This window comes from Aliirhizobium wenxiniae (genome assembly GCF_019511445.1).
Taxonomy (GTDB): Bacteria; Pseudomonadota; Alphaproteobacteria; order Rhizobiales; family Rhizobiaceae; genus Neorhizobium; species Neorhizobium wenxiniae_A.
Window position 1 is genome coordinate 88,354 of the sequence record NZ_JAEUAN010000003.1, and the last position, 25,196, is coordinate 113,549.

The window sequence follows — 25,196 nt, forward strand, 5'->3', positions numbered from 1 at the left end:
CAATAGGGCGCAGCCTATTGCAGCGCCCTGCCGCGAAGGCGAGACGAAACCCTTGCCCTGGAACCGCGATTGAATCTAGCAGCCATACCGGCAAGAGCGCCGAGAAGCGCCGCAATGACAGTGCCGATCAGCATGCCACTCCCGGCCCACACGACACCCGCAACGCTAACGGGCAGAGCCGGTACGAAATCCTGCCAGACATTGGTGACGATCCTTTGATCCGCATTCCGGACGATCACCAGAGGTCTCAATATCGGTGAAGCGGCAGACAGATCTTCGAGCTGGTCAGAGAGGGACTGATAGCGAGCAAAGCTTCTCCGCATCGCATCGCCCTGTTGCCGGAGAAAATTCTCTTGAGACATGGCGTAGACGTTCAGTGCAGCCTGTCGATCAAGGCCTGCGTGATTGGCCTGCTCGTCGAAAACCTGGATGGTTGTTGTCAGCTCATCGATGGCACCGGCAAGACGCTGCCGATATTGCTGCGCAAATTCCGGCGCCTGCGAAAACAGCACGCCGCAAGACGCAATAATAAGAATTACCAGCACCCGGCGAACAAGAAACACGGCCAACCCTCGGCTTCGTTGTACCGATAAACGAATCCGGATCGCAAAGGTTGCAACAGAGTTTGGCGACAGACGCGTTACGCCTTCGGTCCGGGCTCCCTGATCCGTTCCATTCTGAAGCCGAGCCCGATCAACCGGCCGGAAAGATGCGCCAATATCGGCCATCGCGCGATCCCGCGAATGAAACCGGGCGGACCTTTGCGCTTGGCATCATCCGCCTGATCCGCGCGTCGGCTGCTTCGCATCATCAACTGCAGCTTCTGGGTTGCGCGTGTCGGGAAAAGGCGGCGCTTCTCCACCGCCGCAAGATCCGCATCGGAAAGCCTGCCTTCGCGAAGTGGCTCCGCGAGAATGTTCGCGGCCGCAACGGCATCCTGAATGGCAAGGTTTACCCCCACGCCGCCAATCGGCGACATGGCGTGCGCAGCGTCCCCGATGCAGATCAATCCCGATCGCCACCATTGCCTGAGGCGATCGATTCGCACGGTCAGAAGGCTCGTATCATTGAAGGAACGGATTTCATCCATCCGCGATGCAGGCAGTGGCGACACGTCAGCCACCATCTTTCGGAACGCCTCGATACCCTGGTCGCAGATTTCGGCAAATGTCGTGCGACGGATGACATAGCCGCATTGCCAGTAGTCACCGCGATCGATCAGGACGAGGCCCTGTCTCGGACCGGCATGCCCCATCACCTCATTGGGATCGCCCGGCCTTTTCGAGAGCTTCATCCAGACGACTTCACTGGGCGCACCAAAACTTTCGACACGCAGTCCGGCCTTGGCTCGAATGATGGAATTGCGCCCATCCGCACCGACGACGAGATCACTCTCGATCTGCACCTCCCCGTCAGGCGTGCGGGCGACGAGGCCTGAAACCTTGCCGGAGATTTCGAGGAGGCGGACAACCTCCCCCTTCATGATGAGCCGGAAGTTGGGAAATTTCTGCGCGGATTCAGCGAGAAAATTCAGGAAATCCCATTGCGGCATGAAGGCGATGAAGCGGTTCTTCACCGGCAGGCGGGAAAAATCCGCGATCGTGATCGTCCGTCCGCCCATTTCGGCCGAGAGCTTTTCCGCCCGCGTGTGAGGGAGCGCGAGAAACGCGTCTATCAGACCAAGCTGGCCGATGACCTCAAGCGTCGAGGGATGAATGGTATCGCCGCGAAAATCCCGCAGGAAATCCGCATGTTTTTCGATAACGGTAACATCCACGCCTGCCCGCGCGAGAAGGAAGCCGAGCATCAGTCCGGCAGGACCGGCACCGGCAATGACACACGTCGTCTTGATCGTCACGATTTCGCTCATCGCTCCATTTGGCTCCCATCAGCCGCCGGATCAAGCCATATCCGATCACATCTGCCGCGCCGTGAGCGCTCTTGTGGCAACCATCGTTCGCTTGTAGACCAACCGCAACTGTGAATATGGAAACGGCATGGCAGATATGGATAGACGCCGCATCAGCATTCTCGGGTCGACCGGCTCGATCGGTGTCAATACGCTCGACGTGGTCGCCCAGCTGGGCGGGCGCGATGCGTTCGACATTGTCGCGATTACCGGCAACAGCAATGTTGCCCTGCTTGCCGAACAGGCCAAGGCTTTTGGCGCACGCCTCGCCGTCACGGCAGACGACAAGCAATACGCCACGCTGAAGGATGCGCTCGCCGGAACCGGCATCGAGGTTGCAGCGGGCCGAGCGGCACTGGTGGAAGCAGGTCAACGCCCATCCGACTGGGTCATGGCCGCGATCGTCGGCACTGCCGGTCTTGCACCGACACTTGCGGCCGCAGAGCGCGGCGCCGATATCGCGCTTGCCAACAAGGAATGCCTGGTTTCGGCCGGCGAACTCTTCGTCAAGGCCGTGACGAACGGTGGCGGCAAGCTCATTCCCGTCGACAGCGAGCACAGCGCCATCTTCCAGTCGCTGGAAGAAGACCAGCGCCATGCCGTCGAGCGTATCGTATTGACGGCATCCGGCGGCCCCTTCCGCACCTGGAGCCGCGAGCAGATGGCAAATGTCACCGCCGATATCGCCCGCGCTCATCCGAACTGGTCGATGGGCCTGAAGATCTCGATCGGCAGCGCCTCAATGTTCAACAAGGCCCTGGAGATGATCGAGGCGAAACATCTCTTCGGTGTCAGGCCGGACCAGATCGAGGTGATCGTCCACCCGCAGTCCATCATTCATTCCATGGTGGGCTACACCGATGGCTCGGTTCTCGCCCAGCTCGGCTGCCCCGACATGCGCACCGCCATCGGCTATGCGCTCACCTATCCGGACCGCCCGAAACTCGATGTCGAGCGGCTGGATTTTGCCAAACTGGCACGGCTGGATTTTGAAGCACCGGACGAAGTGCGGTTTCCGGCACTAAGGCTTGCCCGTACCGCCATGGATCGCGGCGGCGTGCAGGGCGCGGTGATGAATGCGGCCGAAGAAACGGCCTTCAATGCCTTTGTCGAGAAGCGGATCGGTTTTCTGCAGATGGCCGACATCGCTGAAGAGGTTATGGAAGAAATGGTCGGCTACGGCTCGGCCATCACCATGGACGATGTGTTTGCCGCCGATGCTGAAGCACGACGTCGGGCAGGTGAAGTGATCACAAGGGTGGAAATGGCGGCTTGAGGCGGCAAAATCCCCTCACTTGCGATTTCTAACACTTAGCTGAAGCTAAGATGTTGAAATCGCTCTCTCCCACAAGGGGAGAGATACCGGGGCCGCGATCTCGAGGCTTTACCTCTCCCCTTGTGGGAGAGGTTACAAAATCAAGATCTTAGCGAAGCTAAGTCTTAGATTTTGTTGGTGAGGGGATAGGGCCTCACCCGCCAATCAAGCCACATGCCGGGCCAGCGCGCAGCGCGACCACAGCTGATGCAGCGAACCGACCAGATGTTCGAGATCCGCATCGGAATGCAGCGGCGTCGGCGTGATGCGCAGGCGCTCGGTCTTGCGCGGCACGGTCGGATAGTTGATCGGCTGCACATAGATATTGCAGTTGTCCATCAGAAGATCCGAGATCCACTTGCACTTGGCCGCATCGCCGACCATGACCGGAACGATATGGCTCGGGTTCGGCATATGCGGAATACCCTGCGCATCCAGCATGCCGCGCAGCTTGCGCACACGCTCCTGATGGCGCGCTCGCTCCATCTGGCTGACCTTCAGATGCCTGATCGAGGCGATCGCACCGGCGGCAAGCGCCGGCGGCAGCGACGTCGTGAAGATGAAGCCCGAGGCAAACGAACGGACGAAATCGCAAAGCGCTGCAGACGCGGTGATATAACCGCCCATCACGCCAAACGCCTTGGCAAGCGTGCCTTCGATGATCGTCACGCGGTCCATCAGGCCTTCGCGCTCGGCAATGCCGCCGCCGCGCGGGCCGTACATGCCGACCGCATGAACTTCATCGAGATAGGTCATCGCGCCATATTTGTCGGCGAGATCACAGATCTCCTTGATCGGCGCGATATCACCGTCCATCGAATAGACGCTTTCGAACGCGATCATCTTCGGCGCCTTCGGATCGGCTGCCGCAAGCTTGGCTTCCAGATCGACGAGGTCGTTATGCTTCCAGATCACCCGCTCGCACTTGCCGTGGCGAATGCCCTCGATCATCGAAGCATGGTTCAACGTGTCCGAGAAGATGATCAGGCCGGGAATTTTCTGGCCGAGTACACCGAGCGTCGCCCAGTTCGACATATAGCCGGAATTGAAGATCAGGCCGGCTTCCTTGCCGTGCAGGTCTGCGAGTTCGCGCTCGAGCAGAACGTGGTAGTGGGTGGTGCCAGAAATATTCCGGGTGCCTCCCGCACCCGCGCCACAGTGATCTATGGCCTCGTGCATGGCGGCAATCACCGCGGGATGCTGGCCCATGCCCAGATAGTCGTTGGAACACCAGACGGTCACATCCTTCGTGCCCTCAGGCGTGTGGTGCGTCGCGCGCGGAAAGCTGCCGCGCTGTCGTTCGAGATCGGCGAATACGCGGTAACGGCCTTCCTGATGCAGCCCGTCCAGTTCGCTTTTGAAATATGCCTCGAAATCCATGCTTACGCTCCAAAATCTGCGTCAGGCTTTTTTTGATTTTTGCCAGCTTCCGCGTCAACCCGGAAGAGGCTGATAACGCATGCCTGCGGCAATAGGCCCATTTTAGATTTATTCCAATCCAAATCTTAGCGGTAGTCGAAATGTGAAGATTGACCCACATCAAGCGCAGATTGAAAAAATCCTGCCCGATTTGCATCGAGACCTAACCCGGCCTTCCAACTGAGCCACACGCAAAACGCACCCGTGAGGCGACAATTCTGCAGTAATATCAGCAATGCATGTAATAAAACACGATGCTCATATGGACTCTTTACAAGCGAGACCTATTGTTCCAACTGAAGCGCCACTTCATCGGAAGATGGACGTGACGAAACCGAACTGGAGAAAGCCATGAAGAAGGCTCTGATTATGTTGATGGCGGGTGCTTCGCTCGCAAGCTGCACACCCACGGAACGAGGTGCAGGTATTGGCGCGGCATCCGGCGCGATCATCGGCGGCGTCGCAACCGGCAATGTCCGCGGCGCAGCAGTCGGCGGCGCTATCGGCGGCGTAGCCGGCGCTCTTATCGGCAATGTCTCCGAGCAGCCGGGCCAGTGCTACTATCGTGACCGCTACGGTCGCCGTTACGTGGACGATTGCCCGCGCCGTTACTGATTGGCGAAGACTGACACAAAGTCATATATTTCAAATATGTGGCCCCGAAGCCAGCTTCGGGGCCTTTTATTTCATGAAATCATCATGCAGCAGAGATCTAGGGTACCCCTTAAGGGATTTTGCGGGTAGAGAGGTTTCAAGCGACCATGAGGGTCTTCACCTAAAGCTCTGATACTTAAGTCTGCGTATGGAAAAGAGAAAAGCTGGGAAGACAAGCGACTGGAGCAGCCGGAGGCGAAGCCTCGCATGCTTGCTGGCTGGTAGCATTGCACTGTCGCCCGCCTTTGCCTCTGAAGCCCAAGCATTCAAGATTTTCGGCATCACCCTGTTCGGCAGCGACGAGGAAACGGTCGAGGTCATCGACCCGGTTCGTTACGAGGCCACTATAGAAACGGGCGATGCGGATGGCGACCTGGCCGACCGGCTGCAATCGGCAACCGCGCTGGTGAATGACGACGAAAAGCCGGTTTCCGGCGATCTTGGCATTATAGTCAAGGCACGCGAGGATCGTGATCGTCTGGTTGCTGTCCTCTATGAGGAAGCCCGATACGGCGGCATCGTCAACATATCGATCGCCGGAACGGATATCGACCAGCTCCCACCAAATCCGACCTTCGACCATTCCAAGCCCGTGCCCGTCACGGTGAATGTAAAGCCCGGCCCTGTATTCAAGCTCGGCTCGGTGCGCTTCGAGGGCGATGCGGCCAGCAGAAATCCCGCAGATTACGATCTGGAACCGGGCGGTCCGGCCGGATCGCTGGTCATCCTGAAGGCAGGCGAGAAAATTGTCCTCGACCTGAAGGAAGAAGGGCGTCCGCTGGCACACCCTCTCCAGCGGCAAATTACTGCGGATCACGCCAAGAACACGGTCGATGTCGTGCTGGGCGCGGTCGGTGGGCCTGTTGCATCCTTCGGCACAGTGACAGTCAAGGGCGCGCGCGCCGTGAACCCGGATTTCATCCAGCGTTACTCCCGCCTCGACCGGCGCGAGCGTTATTCGCCAGAACAGCTGAAAAAAGCCTCCGAGCGCCTGCGCCAGCTCGGAGTATTCTCGAGCATCAGCATTCACGAAGCTGACAGCCTTGCGCCCGACGGCTCCCTGCCGCTGGCGATTGAGGTCTCCGAGGGCAAGTTCCGCTATTTCGGTTTCGGCCTGGAATATGCGTCGACGGATGGCGCAGGGGTTCAGGGCTATTGGGGCCATCGCAACCTGTTCGGCCAGGCCGAATCGCTGCGGCTCGAAGGCGCCGTGTCCGGCATCGGCGCTACCGACGTGACGACATTTGATTATACCGCCGGAATTACCTTCACCAAGCCTGGCTTCTATGTTCCGGAAGCAACCTTCATCTCCAAGCTCGAAGCCAAGAGTGAAAATCCGGACGATATCTACGAAGCCCAGTCGATTACCTATTCCGCCGGTATCGCTTACGAACTCAACACCACCGACAAGGTCACCGCGGGTGGCGAGATCTCCTATATCCGCGCCGACGACGCCTTTGACCGCAATGATTACCTGACTTTCAGCCTGCCGGTTTCATTCGAACGAGACACGCGCAACAACAAGCTTGACCCGACCGAAGGTTATTACGGAACGGTCTCCGCCAAACCGAGTTATGAGGCGCTGAAGGGCAATGTCTTTTCGTCATTCGAAGGCTCGATTGCCGGTTATTATGGGCTTGGAGCCGAAGACAAGGTGGTTCTCGCAGCCCGGTTGGGCGCAGGCACGCTGGTTGGAACCGGTGACCTGCAGGACATTCCGGTCACGCGCCGGTTCTATCAGGGCGGTGGCGGCTCCGTCCGTGGTTACAGCTACCGCGAGATATCGCCCTATAATAGCGACGGCGATGCTTTAGGTGGCCGTTCTTATATATTGGCGTCTTTCGAAACGCGCGTAAAAGTGTCAGAGAAGATCGGCATTGTTCCGTTTGTAGACGTCGGAACGGTGGCAACCGAAATCGTGCCTGATTTCTCTGATATTCGTGCGGGTGCCGGACTGGGATTGCGTTATGCGACACCCTTCGGTCCAATTCGCCTGGATTTCGCAGTTCCGCTCAAGCGCTATGACGGTGGAAATTCGTTCGGTATCTATGCTGGCATCGGCCAGGCTTTCTAAAGAGGCAGCAACACAACCATGACATTCATCGTCCGCCTTCTGAAATGGACTTTGAGAGCCGCAATCGCGGCTGTCGGCGTCCTTTTCGTCATGGCGCTCGGCGTTGTTCTCTTCGTCGCCTTCACGCCCGTCGGCGGCGATATCGCTGCCAGCCGCATATCATCCCTCGTCTCTACGCCGGATCGCTCGATCACATTCTCACGGCCCGAAGGCCTGCTGACCGGTGACCTGCGCGTCGGTGCCCTGACGCTCTCCGACAGCAAGGGACCTTACGCCCAGATCAACGGTATCGAAATCGACTGGTCGCCGACAGCGCTGATCACCGGTGAATTCCGTGCCGACCGCATTACCGCGGGCGCAATCGACATATACCGCCCGCCGGAACCGACAGCGGCAAAGCCTGCAACGACCACCACATCATCCGGCGGCACCACCCTGCCCGTTGGCATCCGCGTGGCGCAGCTCGACCTGCCGGATATCAACCTCGCGCAAGGACTATCCGGCCGTGACTTCGCCCTTTCCCTGAAAGGGTCGATCGATGCGACAGGCCCGAACATTTCGCTTGATCTTCAGGCAACCCGCAAGGATGAGCCGGATGCAAAGGCGCTGGCAGATATCGTCTATGCTCCGTCCGAAAACCGCCTGACGCTGAAGGCGTCCGTGTCCGAACCGCAGGGCGGGCTTCTCGCTCGCCTGCTGCGCCTGCCGGGCGCTCCGGCCGTACAATTGGGCCTCGACGGCGAAGGCCCCCTGTCCAACTGGGCAGGCAGGCTCAGCGGACAGGTGGATGGCCAGCCGGTCATTGCGGTCGATGGACGCCATCTCCTCGTCGACAACGGCGGCCACCGTGTCGAAATCAAGGGCGGCGGCCAGCTCGCAACCCTGATGCCGCCCGCTCTGCGCGAGCTTTTTGACGGCACGACCGATATCGATATCGCCGCAACCTATTCGAAATCCGGACGCGTCGATTTCCAGCGCGGCCAGCTGACCTCCGGCGCGGTGCGCATTTCCGCCAAGGGCGCCTGGGATCCGAAAGGCGACAACAGCCTGACGGCAAGCCTTGCCGGAACCAACGGACCGGTCGATGTCACCTGGCCGATCAATGGACAACCCAGCAATTTCTCGCTTGAAACGCTGAACTTCACTCTGACCGGGGCAGCCACGGCCGCCCGCTTCAATGCCACCGCTTCCCTGCCCTATGCCGAACTGCCGCAAGGCACGTTCCGCCAGATCAGGTTCCAGGCTGAAAGCGAAGATCTCGATCTCGTCGAAAGGGCCGGAAGCATCCGCAGCCGCGTCACGGTAGCCGACCTGAAATTCGCCAATGCCGAAATCGGTCGTGTGGTCCGCGGGCCGGTGACGCTCGATGCTCCGTTGCGCCTTGCACCTCCGGCAATCGGCCTCGATGCCGCGACTTTCGAAAGTGCCGGCTTCAACGGCACCGTCAGCGGCGCTTACGATACGTCGAAACAGGCGGTGACCGGCAACTTCCGCATGTCGGCCAATCCAAGCATCCTGCCTCCCTCTCTGGCTCCGCGCTTCGAAGGAACGATTGCCACCGAAGGTTATGTCGATTTCGTCCAGGGCGGACGGATGAGCCTCGAAAACCTCGTCGTCAAATCGAACGCGCTGGAAGCCCATGGCAACGTGGTCATGGAAAAGGGCAATGTCTCCGGTCGCCTTGCCGGCCGCCTGCCGGACATCAAGCGCTGGCTGGGTGACGCCGAAGGTGCAGCCGGCTTCGACATCTCCGCCAAAGGTCCGCTGACCGGAGCGAATGTCAGAGCCGTCATCAATTCCGCCGAAGCCCGCCTTGCCGGCCGAAAGCTCGAAGACCTGAGCCTCGTGCTTGAAGGCACGGCAAATCCCGACGCCCCGCAGGGCCGCCTGACGGTCAATGGCGCGATCGACAGCAAACCGATCCGCATCAGCAGCGACCTCGCATCCGCCAATGGCGAAACCCAGGCGCCGGCGATCAATGCCGAGATCGGCCCCAACAAGCTGACGGGAGCCTTGACCTTCTCGCCGGAATTCATGCCGTCGGGTCAGCTGCAGTTCGATTTCCCGGATGTCTCCCTGCTCGCAGCCCTTGCCGCCCAGCAGGCCCAGGGCGATCTGAAAGGCTCGGTCACCTTCAACCGCGAAGGCCAGACCACCGGCGCAGTCATCAAGGCGAATGGCTCGGCGCTTCGGCGTGGAAATGCCGGCCTGTTGCAGCCTGCCATCGACCTGACCATCCCCGACATCAAGACGATCGCCGCGCAGGGCTCCATCCGTGCAGCGCGCCTGGGAACCGACGCCATATTCCTTGAAGGTCTGAATGTCGGGCTTAATCATTCAGGCACGACGACCTCGATCGATCTTTCCGCCAATTACGATGGCGCTCCGCTGACGACCGCAGCCTCAATCGAAACCGCCGGCGGCCTTGCCATCGGCATCCAGAGTTTCGAGGCAACCCCGCGCAAGATCCCCGTCCGGCTCGCCGGACCGACACGGATCCTCATCGAAAACGGTGGCGCTCGCCTCTCCGACTTCACGCTCGCGACCGGCACCGGAAGCGTCGCTGTAAGCGGCACTGCCGGCTCCACGCTCGATATCGCGGCAAAGATAAACGCGCTGCCGGCAAGCCTGCTCAACACCTTCCTGCCGACCATCCATGCAGCGGGAAACATTTCGGGCACGATCAATGCAACGGGTACAAGCTCTGCTCCCGCCATACGGTATGATTTAGAATGGAGTGATGCCCAGCTTCGCCAGATGCGCGATGCTGACATCAGTCCGTTTCGCATCTCTGCAGCAGGCACCTTCGCAAATGGCGCAGTCACACTAGAACAGACGCGCGTTTCCGGCAGCGGCGGCATGGAAATCACCGCAGATGGCAAGGTGCTTCTCAACGAAAACGGCGGCCCGGCGCTGAACGTCAACGCCCGCGCCAAGGCCATTCCTGCAAACCTCGCCAACGCCTTCATCCCGAACCTCGGAGCTCAGGGCATGATCTCCGGCACGGTAACGGCCACCGGCACGCCGCAGGCACCCGCCGTCCGTTATGATCTGCGCTGGGACAACGCTGCCGTCAGCCAGACGACCGGCGCAGGTGTGGCCGCAGTCGACATCACTGCCGCAGGCACATTCCAGGATGGGCGCGTTACCGTCGACACCCGCCTTTCCGGCGGAGGCGGCATCGCGCTTTCAGGCGGCGGGTCAGCCGTGATAACCGGCGACAGGCCGCTCGATCTCAAATTTTCCGGCAGCGTTCCTTTTTCGATTCTTGCCGGTCAGCTTGCAGCGCAGGGCTTCGTCCTGGAAGGCACCGGCAATATCGATATCGCTGTCCGCGGTAACGCCGCATCGCCGGCGATCACCGGTACGCTTGCGACATCCGGATCTCGCTTTATCGATGTCCGCCGCAACCTCGCCATCAATGCGCTCACCGCCAATATCGCGCTCGATGGCAAGACAGCGCGTCTTTCCGGCGTCTCTGGCTCTCTCTCCGGTGGCGGCACTGTCACGGTTGATGGCACGGTCGGCATCGAACCGGCATCCGGCTTCCCTGCGGACCTGACGATCAGGCTGGCACAGGCGAGCTATGCGGATGGCACCCTGTTCGCCGTCACAGCCGATGGCACCCTCACCTTCAAGGGCCCGGTCATGTCCGGCCCCACGCTCGGCGGCGATATCGCCCTGACCAAGGCTTCTATCACGGTACCCGCCAAGCTGCCGACCTCGCTGCGCTCCGTCGACATCCGCCATCGCAACGCGCCGGCTGCGGTTCTGCGACAGATGGAAGAGATACGGCCGAAGCAGGCCTCCGGCAGCTCCAACCCGATCAAGCTCGAATTGAAGGTGCGCGCCCCGAACGGCATCTTCGTCCGTGGCCGCGGCATCGATGCGGAACTCGGCGGTGAACTGACCGTTGCCGGCACCGCGATCGAGCCGCAGGTGTCGGGCGGCTTCGAAATGCGCCGTGGCCGCATCATCATTCTGACGAAACGCCTCGATTTCACCGAGGGCGACATCACCTTCGGCGGCGGCCTGATCCCTGTCCTCAACATGTCGGCGGATACGACATCAGGCTCGACCACGATCACCGTCGGCGTCACGGGAATGGCCGACGATCCGACGATCGCCTTCACATCCTCTCCGAGCTTGCCGCAGGATGAGGTTATGGCCCAGCTGATCTTCGGCCAGTCGATGTCGCGTCTCTCGCCGCTGCAGATCGCACAGTTGGCCGATGCCGTCAGCCAGTTGGCCGGTGGTGGCTCGACCTCGCTTCTGCAGACGCTGCGCAGCAATCTTGGCGTCGACGATCTGGACGTCAACACGGATGCGGCTGGCCAGACGACGGTTTCCGTTGGCCGTTACATCAACAACCGCACCTATCTTCAGGTTGAGCAGGGCGGCGAAGGCGGTGCACAGGCAACCATCAACCTCGATGTTGGCCGCGGCGTGAAGCTCAAGGCCGGAGCCGGTACTGAAGGCGGCAAGGCCGGTATCTTCTACGAAAAGGAATATTGAGGCGCTCGGACGATGAATAGACTGCGCTTTTGCGGTCTATGATTTATGTTTGAGCAATAATCGTCGGCTAGATTCGGCATCGCGCGATCTGAGATTCGCCGTGCTTCGGTGCCGGACCGCGACGTGATGAGGATTTGCGCCTGAATTTCGTCAGGCACGGTGATCGTCGCGCAGGTAACGGACAGCTGGGGTATTTCTGATGGCGACCACGATCAATTCCACCATGTATAACGGCGAAGTGCTAGAGATCATCGCCTTCCGTCTTCACGATCAGGAGTTCTGCGTCAAGACGACGTCGATACGCGAAATCCGTGGCTGGGCGCCTTCCACGCCTCTCCCGCACGCCCCGAAAGACGTCATCGGCGTCATGAACCTGCGCGGATCGGTTATCCCGATCATCGACCTGGCCTACAAGCTGGGCATGAAGAGCACTGTTGCCAATGAGCGCAGCGCCATCGTCGTTGCAGAAGTCCACAACATGGTCATCGGCATGCTGGTCGACCGGGTCTCCGATATCCTGACCATTCCGTCGAGCCAGGTTCAGCCGGTTCCCGAAGTTTCCGCTTCCTTCGACAAGTCTTTCTCCGAGGGCATCATCGCCAATGAGATCGGCATGATCTGCTTCCTGAACCTCTCCAAGATGTTCAAGGGCACTGAACTCGAAGATATCGCTGCCTGAGGCAGTCTTTTAAAGCAGAACCAAGTCAAGGAGCCGCGAACACGCGGCTCTTATTGTTTCCGGGCTAATAATTGTAGTTTTAATAAAGGTCGCATTAATTTTTTGATGTCCTAATATAAATGGAAGATCAGCGCTTTGAAAGACAGAGCGACCTCCATTGCAGATGGCAGTAACCGCCACAAGGTTACGTCAGAGGGACAAGAAAATGCTGGGACTGGGCAAGGCAGCGGGAGCACTGGATGCACTCGCCGCGATATCGCGATCGCAAGCAGTCATCGAATTCGACGTTAGTGGAAACATCCTGAACGCCAATCCCAATTTCTGCGAAGCGCTGGGGTATTCGCTTGCCGAAATCAAGGGCAAGCATCACCGCATCTTCTGCGAGCCGGAATACGCCGCATCGGCCGAATACAAGGCCTTCTGGGCCAATCTTGCTGCCGGCAATTTCGACGCCAGGGAATACAAGCGGATCACCAAGTCAGGACGCGAGATCTGGATACAGGCCTCCTACAACCCTGTCTCGCGCGGCGGCAAACCCTACAAAGTCATCAAGCTCGCCACCGACATAACCGCAGCAAAGATCAAGGCGACAGAAGACGCCGCAAAGCTTTCCGCCATCAGCCGTTCGCAAGCCGTCATCGAATTTCTGCCCGACGGCACCATTCTCGAGGCGAATGAAAACTTCTGCGCGGGCCTGGGTTACGACCTCTCGGAGATCAAGGGCAAACATCACCGGATGTTCTGCGAACCCGGTTATGCAGCCTCGCAGGACTACGCGGAATTCTGGCCGCGCCTCGCCAATGGGGAATTCATCGCAGACGAATTCGTCCGTTACGGCAAGGGCGGCAAGGAGATCTGGATCCAGGCAGCCTATAACCCGATCACCGATCTTAACGGCAAAGTCTGCAAGGTGGTAAAATTCGCCACGGACGTGACCCCACGCATGAGCGCCATCGGCCTGCTCGGCACCGGTCTTCGCGATCTGGCCGACGGCAAGCTCGATCAGTCGATCGACACCCGCTTCGTACCCAGCATGGAATCGACCCGCCAGGACTTCAACTCGGTGGCCGCCAAGCTGCGCGACGCCATGAAAGTCGTCTCGCAGAATGCTTCCGGCATCGCCTCGGCATCGACAGAAATCCGCGACGCATCTCAGGAACTGGCTAAACGCACCGAACAGCAGGCCGCATCGCTGGAAGAGGCAGCAGCGGCGCTGGAAGAAATCACCCGCACGGTCGGCGATTCCAGCCATCGCGCTGAAGAAGCCGGGCGGCTTGTCACCAACACCCGCCAGAATGCCGAACAGTCCGGCCTTGTCGTCCAGCAGGCGATCTCGGCCATGGACGAGATCGCCAAATCGTCGAATGAAATCACCAACATTATCGGCGTCATCGACGACATCGCCTTCCAGACCAACCTGCTGGCGCTGAATGCCGGCGTCGAGGCGGCCCGCGCAGGCGAGGCAGGCAAGGGATTTGCGGTCGTAGCCCAGGAGGTCCGTGAACTGGCGCAACGATCCGCCAAGGCTGCGAAGGAGATCAAGACGCTGATCAACACCTCCAGCCATCAGGTCTCGGGCGGCGTCGAACTCGTCGGTCGAACAGGAGGCTCCTTGCGGGATATCCTCGATCAGGTCGCCAGCATTCACGACAACGTCTCCGCCATCGTAGAGGCTTCCCGCGAACAGGCATCGAGCCTGCGCGAGATCAGCCAGGCGGTGAACCATATGGATCAGGCGACGCAGCAGAACGCGGCCATGGTGGAAGAGACGACGGCCGCAAGCCATTCGCTGGCAAGCGAGGCACAAAGCCTGCGCGACCTGCTGATGCAGTTCGATATCGGAGAAGGCACGCGGCTCGCATCCCGACCGGCCGCCCATGGCGCTCCTCAAGCAACCCACGTCGGCACGGCCCCGTTGAGAATGGCGCATGCCAATCTCAAGAAGGCAGCCGGCTGGGAAGATTTCTGAGCAGAAACGGAAAGGGGGAGGCCAATCAGGCCTGCCCCAATTTCAGTCCTTCGCCTCGAACGGAGCGGGACGGCGACCCGCCCCCTGTCGTTCCAGCATCCAGCCCGGATATTCCGGCATCAGCGCACTGACTTCATCGAGCGTCTTCAGATCTCCCGCATCGAGCTTCACCGAAACCGCCTTCAGGTTTTCATCCAGCTGCTCGATCCGCTTTGCGCCGATGATGACACTGGTAACGAACGGTTTGGCGAGGATATAGGCGAGTGCCACGGCCGCCACGCTCGTGTCGTGCTTGGCCGCAATCTCCCGCATCGCGGCAACGCAGGCCCAGGCGCGGTAATTATCCACCGGCGGAAAATCGAATTCCTGCCGTCGTCCCTCGCCATTGCCCGGGGCACCGGGACCGTATTTGCCGGAAAGCAGGCCGCCGGCCAGCGGCGACCAAACCATCAGGCCAAGCTTTTCCTCCTGCATCATCGGTACGATCTCGCGCTCCAGATCACGGCCGGCAATCGAATAATAGGCCTGCACCGTTTCGAACCGGGCAAAACCGCGCCGTTCCGAAATGCCGAGCGCCTTGGCAATCCGCCATGCCGCCCAGTTGGAAAGCCCGATATAGCGAACCAGCCCGCGCGAGACGAGATCGTCAAGCGCCCTCAATGTCTCGTCGATCGGTGTCACCGTATCCGTGCCGTGGATCTGGTAAAGATCGATATGATCCACCTGCAGCCGCTCTAGGCTCTGCTCCACCGAATCCATGATATGCCCGCGCGACGCACCCCGGTCATTCGGCTTGTCGCCCATCTGTCCAAGAAACTTGGTGGCAATCACGATGTCCTTGCGGGCAACACCGATATTGCGGATGGCCTGACCAAGCATCCGCTCCGAAGTCCCGAAGGAATAGACATCGGCCGTATCGACGAAATTGACCCCGGCCTTGATCGAGCGATCGAGGATGCGGTCCGCCGCGTCCTGATCGACGCCAGCGATTTTGCCCCACAGCGCCGCATTGTCGGCCTCACCGAAGGTCATCGTACCAAGGCACAGCTCGGATACGAACAGCCCTGTATTGCCCAATTGATTGTATCGCATGAACGGCTCCATTTGGGAGATATGTATATGAAATGAGAAGATGCCCCTGCCGCAGGACTGCGCAATCCGCGAAAGGCACGGATCATCAATAACCGACCTTCGTCGGTTTTGCAAGATAAACGGAGGAGGCTCCGTTTATAAAAATCTGCCTGACGCGACTGTCAGGTCAAAGGTATCACGCAACGTCGGCGACAGAGCCCGTCTCGATACGTTCCGCCCCGGCAAATATCTCGAAATCCTCGCCACGCGTCAGCGCCACGAGCGTCATGCCGGCTTCCTCTGCGGTGCGAATGGCAAGCGCTGTCGGCGCCGAAATTGCAATCAGCGTCGAGCTTCCGAGGATTGCCGTCTTCTGCACCATCTCCACCGAAATGCGGCTGGTGACGACGACGATACCCTCAGCACCCTTTCGCCCGGCACGGAACACCGCTCCGGCAAGTTTGTCGAGCGCGTTATGCCGGCCGACATCCTCGCGAACAGCGATCAACCCTTCGCCGGGAATGAAGAAGCCTGCACCGTGCACGGCCCGCGTTTCGGCATGCAGCGGCTGCGCCCCGTTCAGCGCCGTCATGGCGCCGGTAATATCCTTCGGCGTCAACTCCATCCTGACAGTGACTACATCCGGCACGACACGCATGGCCTGCTCGATCGATTCGATGCCGCAAAGCCCACAGCCCACTGGGCCGGCCATATGCCGCCTCCGGACGCGGAGCGCATCCTCCTTGTCTTCCGCCAGCCGAACCTGCACGTCGAGGCCTTGGCCTTCGTCCAGAACCGTGACGTCCTCGATCTCGGCCATGGAGGTAATGATGCCCTCCGTCAGGCTGAAGCCGACAGCGAAATCTTCGAGATCCGCCGGCGTCCCCATCATCACCGCATGGGTGGAACCACCATAGGAAAACGCGATCGGCACCTCCTCGGGCACTGCGCGCGAGCCGGCGCGAACAACGCCATTGCGGCGAATGATTTCCTGCGCGACAGTGGTTGTCCTGAAGCCGGCCATCGGCTCTCCTTGATGTTCTATCATCGATGCGCTTATCCGCGCCGCCTCTGAGAGGCATCGATATTATGGAATGCTTCGGGCTTAAGTCGCCAGTTCATGCGCGTCGACCCTGGAGCCGAAAAACTATGCCTCCGAAGCATCCAGCGCAAGCCCGCGCGCCTCATGCAGCAGGGCGGAAACCAGCGGCGTAAATGGCTCGCGATAGGGAGCCACAAGCCCCACCATGTGTTTCGCCTCCGGCGCCACGATCGGGATCATGCGCAGGCTCTGGGTAAAGCCGAAAGATTTCGCCACATTGCGCGGCATGATGCTGGCCCAGCGACCGGTCGCAACATGCGACAAGAGCACAACCATAGAATTCGATTCCAGCATCGGCGTGATTGAAACGCCCGCATTGGTCAGATGCTGATTGATGATCCTGCGGTTCTGCATGTCCGGTGTCAGCAGGCACAAGCGCATATCCGCCATATCGGCCCAGTTGACGCTCTCACGATCGGCATGAGGCGTGCCCTCGGCCGTTACCAGCGTATAATTTTCCGAATAGAGCGGAACGCTGGTCACGCGCCCAAGCGGCTCGTTGTCCAGATAGGTGATCCCTGCATCGATCTCGAAATCGTCGAGCTGTGACAGCACCTGCAGCGAATTGCGCGAGACGATCGAGAAGGTCACGTTCGGATGTTTTTCCTGAAACGGCTCCGTCAGCCGCGGCACCATGGCAAGCGCGGTCGGAATGACGGCAAGCCGGATATGCCCTGCCAACCCCTTGCGTGCCGCCCGCATCTCTTCGCGCATCGTGCGGGCATCGCCGACGATGCGTTTTGCCCATTCCAGCACTCGCTGCCCTTCCGGCGTCAGCCCCTGATAACGCGATCCGCGCACCACGAGCTGAACACCAAGCTGTTCCTCCAGGTGCCGGATGGCGGCAGAAAGCGAAGGCTGGGCGATGCCGCATTCCTCGGCAGCGCGTCCGAAATGACCTTCCCGCGCCAGAACGATGAAGAATTCCAGCTTGTCGATCATCGCGGCACCGCAAAGGATTTGAGAGAATAGCCGACCCTGGTTGGCAGTCGCGCCTCGATGGACCGCCAGTCGCGTGCAACGCCGGCATAATCCTCTGCCCTTCGCCGTAAAAACCCGGTCAGCAGAAGTTCGCGACGAAGCGAAGGAGAAAGCTGCACGACGGCTTCTTCGAACGCGCCGGCAAGACCATCGGTCGCCGCATCCGGAAGCGCGCTGATCAACGCCATCCCCGGCGTCGGTCGCGTGCAGCCGATCACCTCGACCGCATCGGCCTCCGGCATATAGCGCTGCGCCAGCGTGAAGGAGACGACATCGATCGCCGCAAGCTCCGCTTCGCCATTTGCAACCGCCCTTATCGAGGCACGATGCCCGCCGGATGCACGAATATCCACATCCTCCATCTGCGCACCGGCAGCCACGAGCGACAGCATCAGCGTCGCAAAGCCGGACTGGGAGCTGAATTCGTTGATCACGACAGACCCACGAAACCTCTCAAGCCTCGTGGAGCACCCCTTCGGCACAATCAGCAGGCTGTAATAAAAGCCGGGCGCACAGCCTATATCATAAGCGGGAGACCCGATCAGCCGGACATGACGGTTAAAATCCATGGCAAAGGGTAGAGCGCATGTCTGCCCGAATACGAGATCGGGAGAATGCCACATCGCCACCAGATCATCCTGCCGCGTCAGGGTTTCTGGCGCATCGATGCCCCGACGCAACAGGCAGCCCCTGAGCAAGGTCCAGAACTCATCCATGGCCGTGGAAATTTCCGGCCAGTCATACATGGGTAGGCCTGCGAGCATCTCGTCCTCGACATTGTCAGGACAAGTTCTATCCCTTCCTGCTCGACCCTGCCAACAGGCAAATCGGCAGGCCCCTGCAAGCTACATCCATCCAGGCTTATGGCTTAGATCCTGAGAGAGTCGGAAAGCTCCTTGAGCATCTGCGCGCTACGTGTCAGCGCCTGCTGCTCAGACTGTTCGAGATCTGGCAGAAGATCGGCCGTGACGCCGCGTGCGCCGACGACACGCGGCAAGGACAAGGTCACATTATCGACGCCAGCGACATGATCCGTATGGATCGAGACGGAAAGCACCGAACCCTCATCCCGCGTGATTGCTCGCACGATCCGGGCGATGCCTGCGCCGATGCCGTAATAGGTCGCCCCCTTGCCCTCGATAATCTTGTATGCGGCATTGCGCACGTCGTGATCGATCGCCTTGCGGACGTCTTCGGTGATCGGCCGGCCTAGCTGCGCAGCAAACGAGATGAGATCGGCCGAACCGGCAACCGCGCCCGACCATGCCAGAACCTCGCTATCCCCATGCTCACCGATGACGAAAGCCGGAATCGACTGCGGCGAGATCTCGATATGACGGGCAAGCAGGCTGCGGAACCGCGCCGTATCGAGGATCGTGCCAGACCCGATCACCCGGTTACGCGGCAGGCCGGAAATCTTCGCGGCGATATGGGTGATGATATCGACCGGATTGGCCGCAACGAGCAGGATCGGATCAGGCACGACAGCAAGGATTTCGCTGACGATGCTGCGAATGACGGCAGCGTTCCGCTCCAGAAGCTCAAGCCGCCCCTCGCCCGGACGCTGCCCGACCCCGGCCGAAAGCACCACGATCCCGGCGCCTGCCAGGTCCGCATACCCCCCGGCCCGCACCCGCGTGGCCGACATGAACGGCACGGCGTGCGAGATATCCTCGGCCTGCGCCACCGCCAGGGCCTCGTTCTTGTCCACGAAAACGATCTCGTTGGCATAACCGGCGATCGCCAGCGCAAAGCCCGCCGAACTGCCCACCATGCCTGCACCGACAATGCCAATCTTCATCGCAATCACTCCATGAAATACGACAACCATAGCAGTTCGGCATCACGGCGCCACGGCGAAATCAGCCGATCCGTGTGGCGCAAAGACGCTCCTCGTCCAGCACCACGCCAAGCCCCGGCGCATCGCCAAGCTCCAGCCAGCCGTCGCGATGTCTGAGCGGTGAGACCATCGGATAATCCCGCCTTGCCTCGCTCCATTCGGGATTGTCGTAAGGATATTCGAGGAAAGGCGCGTCCCCCGCTCCGGCCGTCAGATGCGCATTGGCGAGAACCCCGATCCCGTTCGTCCAGCTATGCGGCGTGAACATCACCCCCGCCTCCCGCGCCTGATAGACAAGCCGACGGCAACCGGTAATGCCGCCCACCAGCGCCACATCCGGCTGGATCACGTCGAAGGCGCGCTCCTCGATGATATCGCGGAACTCGTAGAGCTCACGCGTCATCTCGCCACCGGCGATCCTCACCGGCGTCGCCTCTTTCAAGGCTTTCATGCCTTTGCGATCGGAACGAAACAGCGGCTCCTCCATCCAGTAGATCCCGAGCTTCTCCAGCTCGTTTGCCACGGCAAGCGCGTCCTTGAAGGTCCAGGGCAGTGTCGTGTCCCAGGGCATCCGCCAGCCTTGGTTACAGTCGACCATCAGCTCCATCCGGTCGCCGACCCGAGCCCTGATCACCTCCAGCGCCTTCACATCATCATGCCAAGTGGTCCGCCCGCCTGCCGAGGACGAGAACCGCACTTTCATCGCCGGAAAACCCTCGCCGATATAGCGCTCCGCCTGATCGGCCATCGCCGAAGGCTCCCGCAGCACGCCGGAAGAGGCATAGAGCCTCACTCTGTCCGACCGGCCGCCGAGCATCCGCCAGACAGGCTCGCCGGTAATCTTGCCTGAGAGATCCCATAGCGCCAGATCCATCGGCCAGCAGCGGCCATAATGAAAGTTGATATGCGAAAGCACCTCGTAATGCCGCTCCAGATGCCGCGGGTCTTGCCCGATGAACAGATCCTCATGGCCCTCGAACCCTTTCATCAGGTCCCCCGATCCGATCCCCTCTCGGCCTTCGTCATCCCTCACCCGGACGATCGTTGCATCGAAATTCAGCCGCGCCCGCCCGTCCCAGCTCGCCTTGAATGGCGGATCGAGAGGCAGGCGGTGATGGGTGATCTCGATGGATGCGATGCGGGTCATGTGGTCCTCTCCCACCTCAGGCTTGGCGTCTCTCGGATGTTTGTGCGTGGATCCTCGGGTCAAGCTCGAGGATGACGGCAGAAGGTGAGTGCCATAGGTCACCAAAGCAAGCGCTCCACAAACCGCAGTGGTAGCGTTTGAGATTTTCCGCCAACCACAGATTCGTCATCCTCGGGCTTGACCCGAGGATCCAGACACAAGCCGGTCGCCCTTCACCATCAGCATGTCCCCAAAGGTAATCGAGAAAACCTCACCCGAACTGCTGCCATATCGTCTTGTAATCACAATACTTGTCTATCGCATGCACCGAACGATCCCGCCCAAATCCCGACTGCTTGAAGCCACCGAACGGCGTCGAAAAGTTCGACATGTCATAGGTATTGATCCACACCGTGCCGGCATGCAGCGCTTCGGAAAACCGATGCGCCCGATCCATGTCCTTGGTGAACACCGCACCGGCCAACCCGTAGATCGTATCATTTGCAAGCCGAAGCGCCTCCTCCTCCGTATCGAAAGGAATTGCCGCCAGAACCGGCCCAAAAATCTCCTGCCGCGCAAGGCTCATTTCGTTGGTCATGTCGATAAACACGCCGGGCGAGATGTAATATCCGCCGGTTTCCGACATCACCTGCTCGGCCCCGAAGGCACGCCGCGCGCCCTCCTTCTCTCCGGCTGAGATCATGCCCAGCACTTTCCGCATATGGGCTTCCTCGATCAACGCACCGATCTGCGCCGACGGCTCGAACGGATGTGCCAGCGCAATATCGCTCTTCGTCACCGCCTCGATCTTCTCGATCAATCTCTCCTGCACAGAGCGCTGGACGAGAAGCCGCGTCGAGGCATGGCATGTCTCGCCGGAATTGTAGAAACAGCCCCAGGCTACGGCCGAGGCCGCCGCGTCGAGATCGGCATCTTCAAACACGACGAGCGGCGACTTGCCACCGAGCTCCAACGCCACGCGCTTGACGTTGGATTGGGCGGCATAGCCCATGATCAGCTTGCCGACCTCCGTCGAGCCGGTAAAGGCAATCATGTCGACATCCATATGCAGCGCCAGCGGCTTTCCTGCCTCCTCGCCATAGCCGGTAACGACATTGAAGACACCTGCCGGAAGCCCTGCTTCAATCGCCAGTGACGCCAGCCGGATCGCCGAAAGCGACGATTGTTCAGCCGGCTTCAGCACAACGGAATTACCCGCCGCAATCGCCGGCCCGAGCTTCCACGCATCGATGATCATCGGATAGTTCCAAGGCGTGATCGCCCCGATCACCCCGAGCGGCACCTTGCGCACCAAAGCCCGTGCATTCGGCCCCGTCGGCGCAATCTCGTCATAAAGCTTGTCGATCATCTCCGCATAGAACTGGATACCGTCGGCGCAGAGCCGGACGTCGACATTCAGCGACGCCAGCACCGGCTTGCCGACATCCAGCGTTTCCAGCATCGCCAGTTCTTCGCCATGGGCGCGGATCAGGTCGGCCCATTTCAGCATGATTTTCTTCTTCTCGAGCGGTTCCTTCCTGCGCCAGATACCGTTCTCGAAAGCAGCGCGTGCGGAAGTGACCGCAAGATCGATATCGGCTGCTCCACCGCGTGCCAGAACCGCACCCGGCTTGCCGTCCATCGGCCGCGTACGGATGAATGTCTCGCCGGACAGCGCATCGCGATACTCACCGCTGATAAAATGCCGGCCTTCAAGCTTCAGACCGGAGAGAGCTTCTTCCCAATAGTCACGGCTGTAGGTCTTGGTCATCGCAGCACCTCTTCAAAGCGTCTTCGGCAGCGCCATCATCGCCGCGGCGAAGGCATCGATATCCGCATCCGTCACCTCACGAATGGTCGAGCGCCGCATGGGCTGGTTCTCGGCCGCCCGCATTTCCGCGGCCAGATGTTGTGCAGAGAACCCGTCGAATGCCTTCGGCAAGGCCCGCACGACGCCACAGCGGTCCATCAGCCCCGAGACGAAGGCTGGCAGTTGGGCGGCGCCAGATAGTCCGATGGCCCTCGCTGCCTCATTGAGGTCAGGCGTGTCGCTTTCTACCAGCCACGGAAGCGTCGCCTCGAAACCAAGCGCCGTCGCCAGCCCGTGATGCAGGGGGCCAAGCCCAGCCAGCGCATGGCTGATGTTGTGAGCGATAGCAGTGCCGCAATTGTCGATGGCAATCCCGGCATAACAGGATCCGAGCAGCACCTTGCCGCGCGCCTCAAGATTGCCAGGCATCTTGAACGCCACTTCCAGCGAGCCTGCGACCAGCCGCATGGCTTCATGCGCGTAGAGCTTTGCTCCGGTGTGAGTATTACGGTTAGTCGCGGCCTCGAAGGCGTGAATGAAGGCGTCCATGCCGCACCATGCAGTCAGGTTCGGCGGTAGCGATATCGTAAGCTCCGGATCGAGCAGCACCAGATCCGCCTTGGTTTCCGGCCCCCAGATCCAGAGTTTTCTCCCCTCCGGCCCGGTAAAGATATTGGTGGCGGATGTCTCCGAGCCAGTCCCGGCCGTGGTCGGCACCATGATCTTTTTCAGCGGCTTCTTCGGCAGGGGATTGGCGGCCAGCGCATAAAACATCGGATCCTCGCCCGATGCGGCACAGCAGGCCGCGACCTTGGTGATATCGAGTGCCGAACCGCCGCCGATACCAATCACCATATCCATGCTCTGCGCCATCTCGCTGGCGGCCCGCAGATGCTGAAGTTTTGGCTCGCCCGAAAAATCGGAATAAAGCCACGGTTCTATCCCCGCCTTGGCCAGATCTTCCGCGAGACCTTTGGCCAGACCTCTCGCAGCGAGAAAGCTGTCCATGACGATGAGGACAGCACGTATACCCCGGAAGTCTTTGACCACATCCGGCAGGCCGTCGAGAAAGCCCGGGCCGAAGCGGATATCGGGAATGAAGGAGGTGGAAAACTGCATGGCGGCCCGCGACTGTGAAACGAACATGCACACTCTGCATCACAATCTCAGCTCTTCAAATCCATCGAATTATCGGCTTAATTGATGATCTCAAGTCATGGAGAGAGGCATGCTCGACCGCATACCGCTGGAGGCTTTCCGGGTTTACGATGCCGCCTGCCGCTTCATGAATTTTTCCCGCGCCGGGCGCGAGTTACATATCACCCAGGCCGCGGTCAGCCGCCGTATCCAGGGCCTTGAAGAACAGCTCGGGGCAAAACTCTTCACCCGCCGCGGCCGTAACCTTGCCCTGACGCCGGAAGGCGAGCGGCTGGCCCAACGGGTTCGCGCCACGCTCGAATATCTGGAAGAAAGCCTCGAGCCTTTTCGCGGCGGTGGCCTCGAGACGATATCGATTGCCGCCAGCGGCTCGGTCTCGCATCTCTGGCTCGCCAAGCGCCTCAAGGATTTCGACAACGGCAACCCATCAGTCTCGGTCAGGTTGCTGACGACCGATGCCCCTTCCGAACTGGCATCGGAAGCCAACGATCTGGTCATTCTCTATTCGACCGGCGAACATCCGCGCTGGAACCTGACGCCGCTGATGAAGGAAATGCTGGTGCCAGTCGCCTCGCCGGAATTCATCGAAAGAAACGGCCTCGACCCCACAACGGTCCGGCCTGACGAGATCACCCGTCTCGACCTCATTGATTACGAGCGCTTCAACGCCCACTGGATCTCTTTCCGTCAATGGTTCGCGCGACTGCCTGATCCGCCAAAGGCGCGCATCGTGCCCCGCCTCTCCTTCTCCACCTATTCACTGGCGATCGATGCCGCTCTGCGCGGCGAAGGCGTTACGCTCGGCAGCACAGGCCTAATCGCCGATGAACTGGCTTCAGGTGCGCTTGTCGAGCTCGGGCCGCAACGGCTGGAGACGGGTTACGGCTACCACCTCGGCACTCCGCGTTATCGCTCGCTGACACCGGGAGCGATACGGTTGCACCAACATCTGTTGTCGGGGATTTAAGGGATATCGGACCCAGCTAACCGCGCGACTTCCGTTCTCCGTCGTCATCCTCGGGCTTGTCCCGAGGATGACGGCGAGAGACCTTCAAACGCAAAAGGCGGCCCGATGGACCGCCTTCAAGGATTGTAGCGCACTGATGAGGATCAGGCGGCGACAACGATACCGTTCAACTGCGTCAGGTCCGTCAGGAACTGTTCGAGACGGGTCTTGTGCTCGTCACCGGTCGCCTTGCCGAGTTCGGCCTGGGTGGTTTCGATGCGACGCTGCAGCGTGTCTGGGGTCAACTCGTTGGCCGGGATGGCGGCATCCGCCAGCAGCGTGCAGCTGTCCGGCAGGATATCGGCGAAACCACCGAACACCACGTATTTGTTCACCTGTCCGGAAGCGAGCTTCACCGTGACAACACCCGGCTTGATCGTCGTCATCGTCGGTGCGTGTTCGGCAAGGACCGTCATTTCACCAAGCATGGCCGGGATAACGACTTCGGAGACCTTTTCCGAAACGTAGAGGCGCTCGGGCGAAACCAGTTCAAAAATGAAAGCGTCGGCCATGAAGGTCCACTTCCCCTTAATTCGCAGGCAATTGGCATGTCCTGCACAAAATCGCG

General features: G+C 60.2%; 18 protein-coding genes and 1 pseudogene. 7 read left to right on the top strand and 12 right to left on the bottom strand.

Annotation, left to right across the window (positions count from 1 at the left end):
• Positions 1–14: 14 nt before the first annotated feature.
• A complete protein-coding gene (locus JNB91_RS04595) occupies positions 15–728 on the bottom strand; it encodes a DUF2937 family protein (protein ID WP_220324352.1) in 714 nt (237 codons plus the stop codon).
• Positions 641–1,870 (bottom strand): FAD-dependent oxidoreductase, encoded by a 1,230-nt coding sequence (locus JNB91_RS04600; protein ID WP_220324353.1) that lies wholly within the window; start codon positions 1,868–1,870, stop codon positions 641–643. The genes JNB91_RS04595 and JNB91_RS04600 overlap by 88 nt, the downstream gene beginning before the upstream one ends.
• 127 nt (positions 1,871–1,997) lie before the next feature.
• Here JNB91_RS04600 and dxr point away from each other — a divergent pair, with 127 nt between their 5' ends.
• Complete coding sequence (gene dxr / locus JNB91_RS04605; RefSeq protein ID WP_220324354.1) at positions 1,998–3,185, top strand: 1-deoxy-D-xylulose-5-phosphate reductoisomerase; 1,188 nt, start codon at positions 1,998–2,000, stop codon at positions 3,183–3,185.
• 204 nt (positions 3,186–3,389) lie between these two features.
• Here the strand turns inward: dxr and hemA are convergent, their stop codons facing one another.
• Positions 3,390–4,604 (bottom strand): 5-aminolevulinate synthase, encoded by a 1,215-nt coding sequence (hemA, locus tag JNB91_RS04610; protein WP_220324355.1) that lies wholly within the window; start codon positions 4,602–4,604, stop codon positions 3,390–3,392.
• Between the two features lie 390 nt (positions 4,605–4,994).
• Here hemA and JNB91_RS04615 point away from each other — a divergent pair, with 390 nt between their 5' ends.
• The 5 genes and pseudogenes from JNB91_RS04615 to JNB91_RS04635 all read left to right on the top strand — a co-directional run bounded on the left by JNB91_RS04615 (position 4,995) and on the right by JNB91_RS04635 (position 14,534).
• Positions 4,995–5,258 (top strand): glycine zipper domain-containing protein, encoded by a 264-nt coding sequence (locus tag JNB91_RS04615; RefSeq protein ID WP_220324356.1) that lies wholly within the window; start codon positions 4,995–4,997, stop codon positions 5,256–5,258.
• 187 nt (positions 5,259–5,445) lie between these two features.
• Positions 5,446–7,371, top strand: a complete 1,926-nt coding sequence (locus tag JNB91_RS04620; RefSeq protein ID WP_220324357.1) for an autotransporter assembly complex protein TamA — start codon at positions 5,446–5,448, stop codon at positions 7,369–7,371.
• Positions 7,372–10,743: 3,372 nt separating this feature from the next.
• Positions 10,744–11,886: pseudogene (locus tag JNB91_RS31605) on the top strand (translocation/assembly module TamB domain-containing protein); the annotation flags it as partial.
• Positions 11,887–12,085: 199 nt separating this feature from the next.
• Entirely contained in the window at positions 12,086–12,565 is a 480-nt protein-coding gene (locus JNB91_RS04630) for a chemotaxis protein CheW (RefSeq protein WP_220324359.1), read from the top strand.
• Between the two features lie 205 nt (positions 12,566–12,770).
• Positions 12,771–14,534 carry a methyl-accepting chemotaxis protein gene (locus JNB91_RS04635; protein ID WP_220324360.1) on the top strand — a complete coding sequence of 588 codons (1,764 nt, stop codon included), beginning with the start codon at positions 12,771–12,773 and terminating at the stop codon, positions 14,532–14,534.
• A 42-nt stretch (positions 14,535–14,576) separates the two neighbouring features.
• On the opposite strand, the gene JNB91_RS04640 is transcribed toward JNB91_RS04635, so the two are convergent.
• The 8 genes from JNB91_RS04640 to JNB91_RS04675 all read right to left on the bottom strand — a co-directional run bounded on the left by JNB91_RS04640 (position 14,577) and on the right by JNB91_RS04675 (position 23,610).
• On the bottom strand, positions 14,577–15,626 hold the full coding sequence (locus JNB91_RS04640) for an aldo/keto reductase (protein WP_220324361.1): 1,050 nt from the start codon (positions 15,624–15,626) through the stop codon (positions 14,577–14,579).
• Positions 15,627–15,801: 175 nt separating this feature from the next.
• Positions 15,802–16,629 (bottom strand): formate dehydrogenase accessory sulfurtransferase FdhD, encoded by an 828-nt coding sequence (fdhD, locus tag JNB91_RS04645; RefSeq protein ID WP_223218057.1) that lies wholly within the window; start codon positions 16,627–16,629, stop codon positions 15,802–15,804.
• Positions 16,630–16,752: 123 nt separating this feature from the next.
• Positions 16,753–17,649: a LysR family transcriptional regulator gene (locus JNB91_RS04650; RefSeq protein WP_220324363.1), complete on the bottom strand. Its 897-nt coding sequence runs from the start codon at positions 17,647–17,649 to the stop codon at positions 16,753–16,755.
• Positions 17,646–18,452: a phosphate/phosphite/phosphonate ABC transporter substrate-binding protein gene (locus tag JNB91_RS04655; protein WP_220324364.1), complete on the bottom strand. Its 807-nt coding sequence runs from the start codon at positions 18,450–18,452 to the stop codon at positions 17,646–17,648. Before JNB91_RS04655 ends, JNB91_RS04650 begins: the two co-directional genes overlap by 4 nt.
• 104 nt (positions 18,453–18,556) lie before the next feature.
• On the bottom strand, positions 18,557–19,489 hold the full coding sequence (locus tag JNB91_RS04660; RefSeq protein WP_220324365.1) for an L-lactate dehydrogenase: 933 nt from the start codon (positions 19,487–19,489) through the stop codon (positions 18,557–18,559).
• Between the two features lie 61 nt (positions 19,490–19,550).
• The gene (locus JNB91_RS04665) at positions 19,551–20,675 is read right to left on the bottom strand and encodes a mandelate racemase/muconate lactonizing enzyme family protein (protein ID WP_220324366.1); all 1,125 of its coding nucleotides are present in this window, start codon (positions 20,673–20,675) and stop codon (positions 19,551–19,553) included.
• A 250-nt stretch (positions 20,676–20,925) separates the two neighbouring features.
• Positions 20,926–22,425: an aldehyde dehydrogenase gene (locus JNB91_RS04670; protein WP_220324367.1), complete on the bottom strand. Its 1,500-nt coding sequence runs from the start codon at positions 22,423–22,425 to the stop codon at positions 20,926–20,928.
• 12 nt (positions 22,426–22,437) lie between these two features.
• The gene (locus JNB91_RS04675; RefSeq protein WP_223218058.1) at positions 22,438–23,610 is read right to left on the bottom strand and encodes an iron-containing alcohol dehydrogenase; all 1,173 of its coding nucleotides are present in this window, start codon (positions 23,608–23,610) and stop codon (positions 22,438–22,440) included.
• Positions 23,611–23,692: 82 nt separating this feature from the next.
• Between JNB91_RS04675 and JNB91_RS04680 the strand changes: the two genes are divergently transcribed.
• The gene (locus JNB91_RS04680; RefSeq protein ID WP_220324368.1) at positions 23,693–24,589 is read left to right on the top strand and encodes a LysR substrate-binding domain-containing protein; all 897 of its coding nucleotides are present in this window, start codon (positions 23,693–23,695) and stop codon (positions 24,587–24,589) included.
• Between the two features lie 143 nt (positions 24,590–24,732).
• Here the strand turns inward: JNB91_RS04680 and JNB91_RS04685 are convergent, their stop codons facing one another.
• Positions 24,733–25,140 (bottom strand): F0F1 ATP synthase subunit epsilon, encoded by a 408-nt coding sequence (locus tag JNB91_RS04685; protein WP_220324369.1) that lies wholly within the window; start codon positions 25,138–25,140, stop codon positions 24,733–24,735.
• Positions 25,141–25,196: the final 56 nt, after the last annotated feature.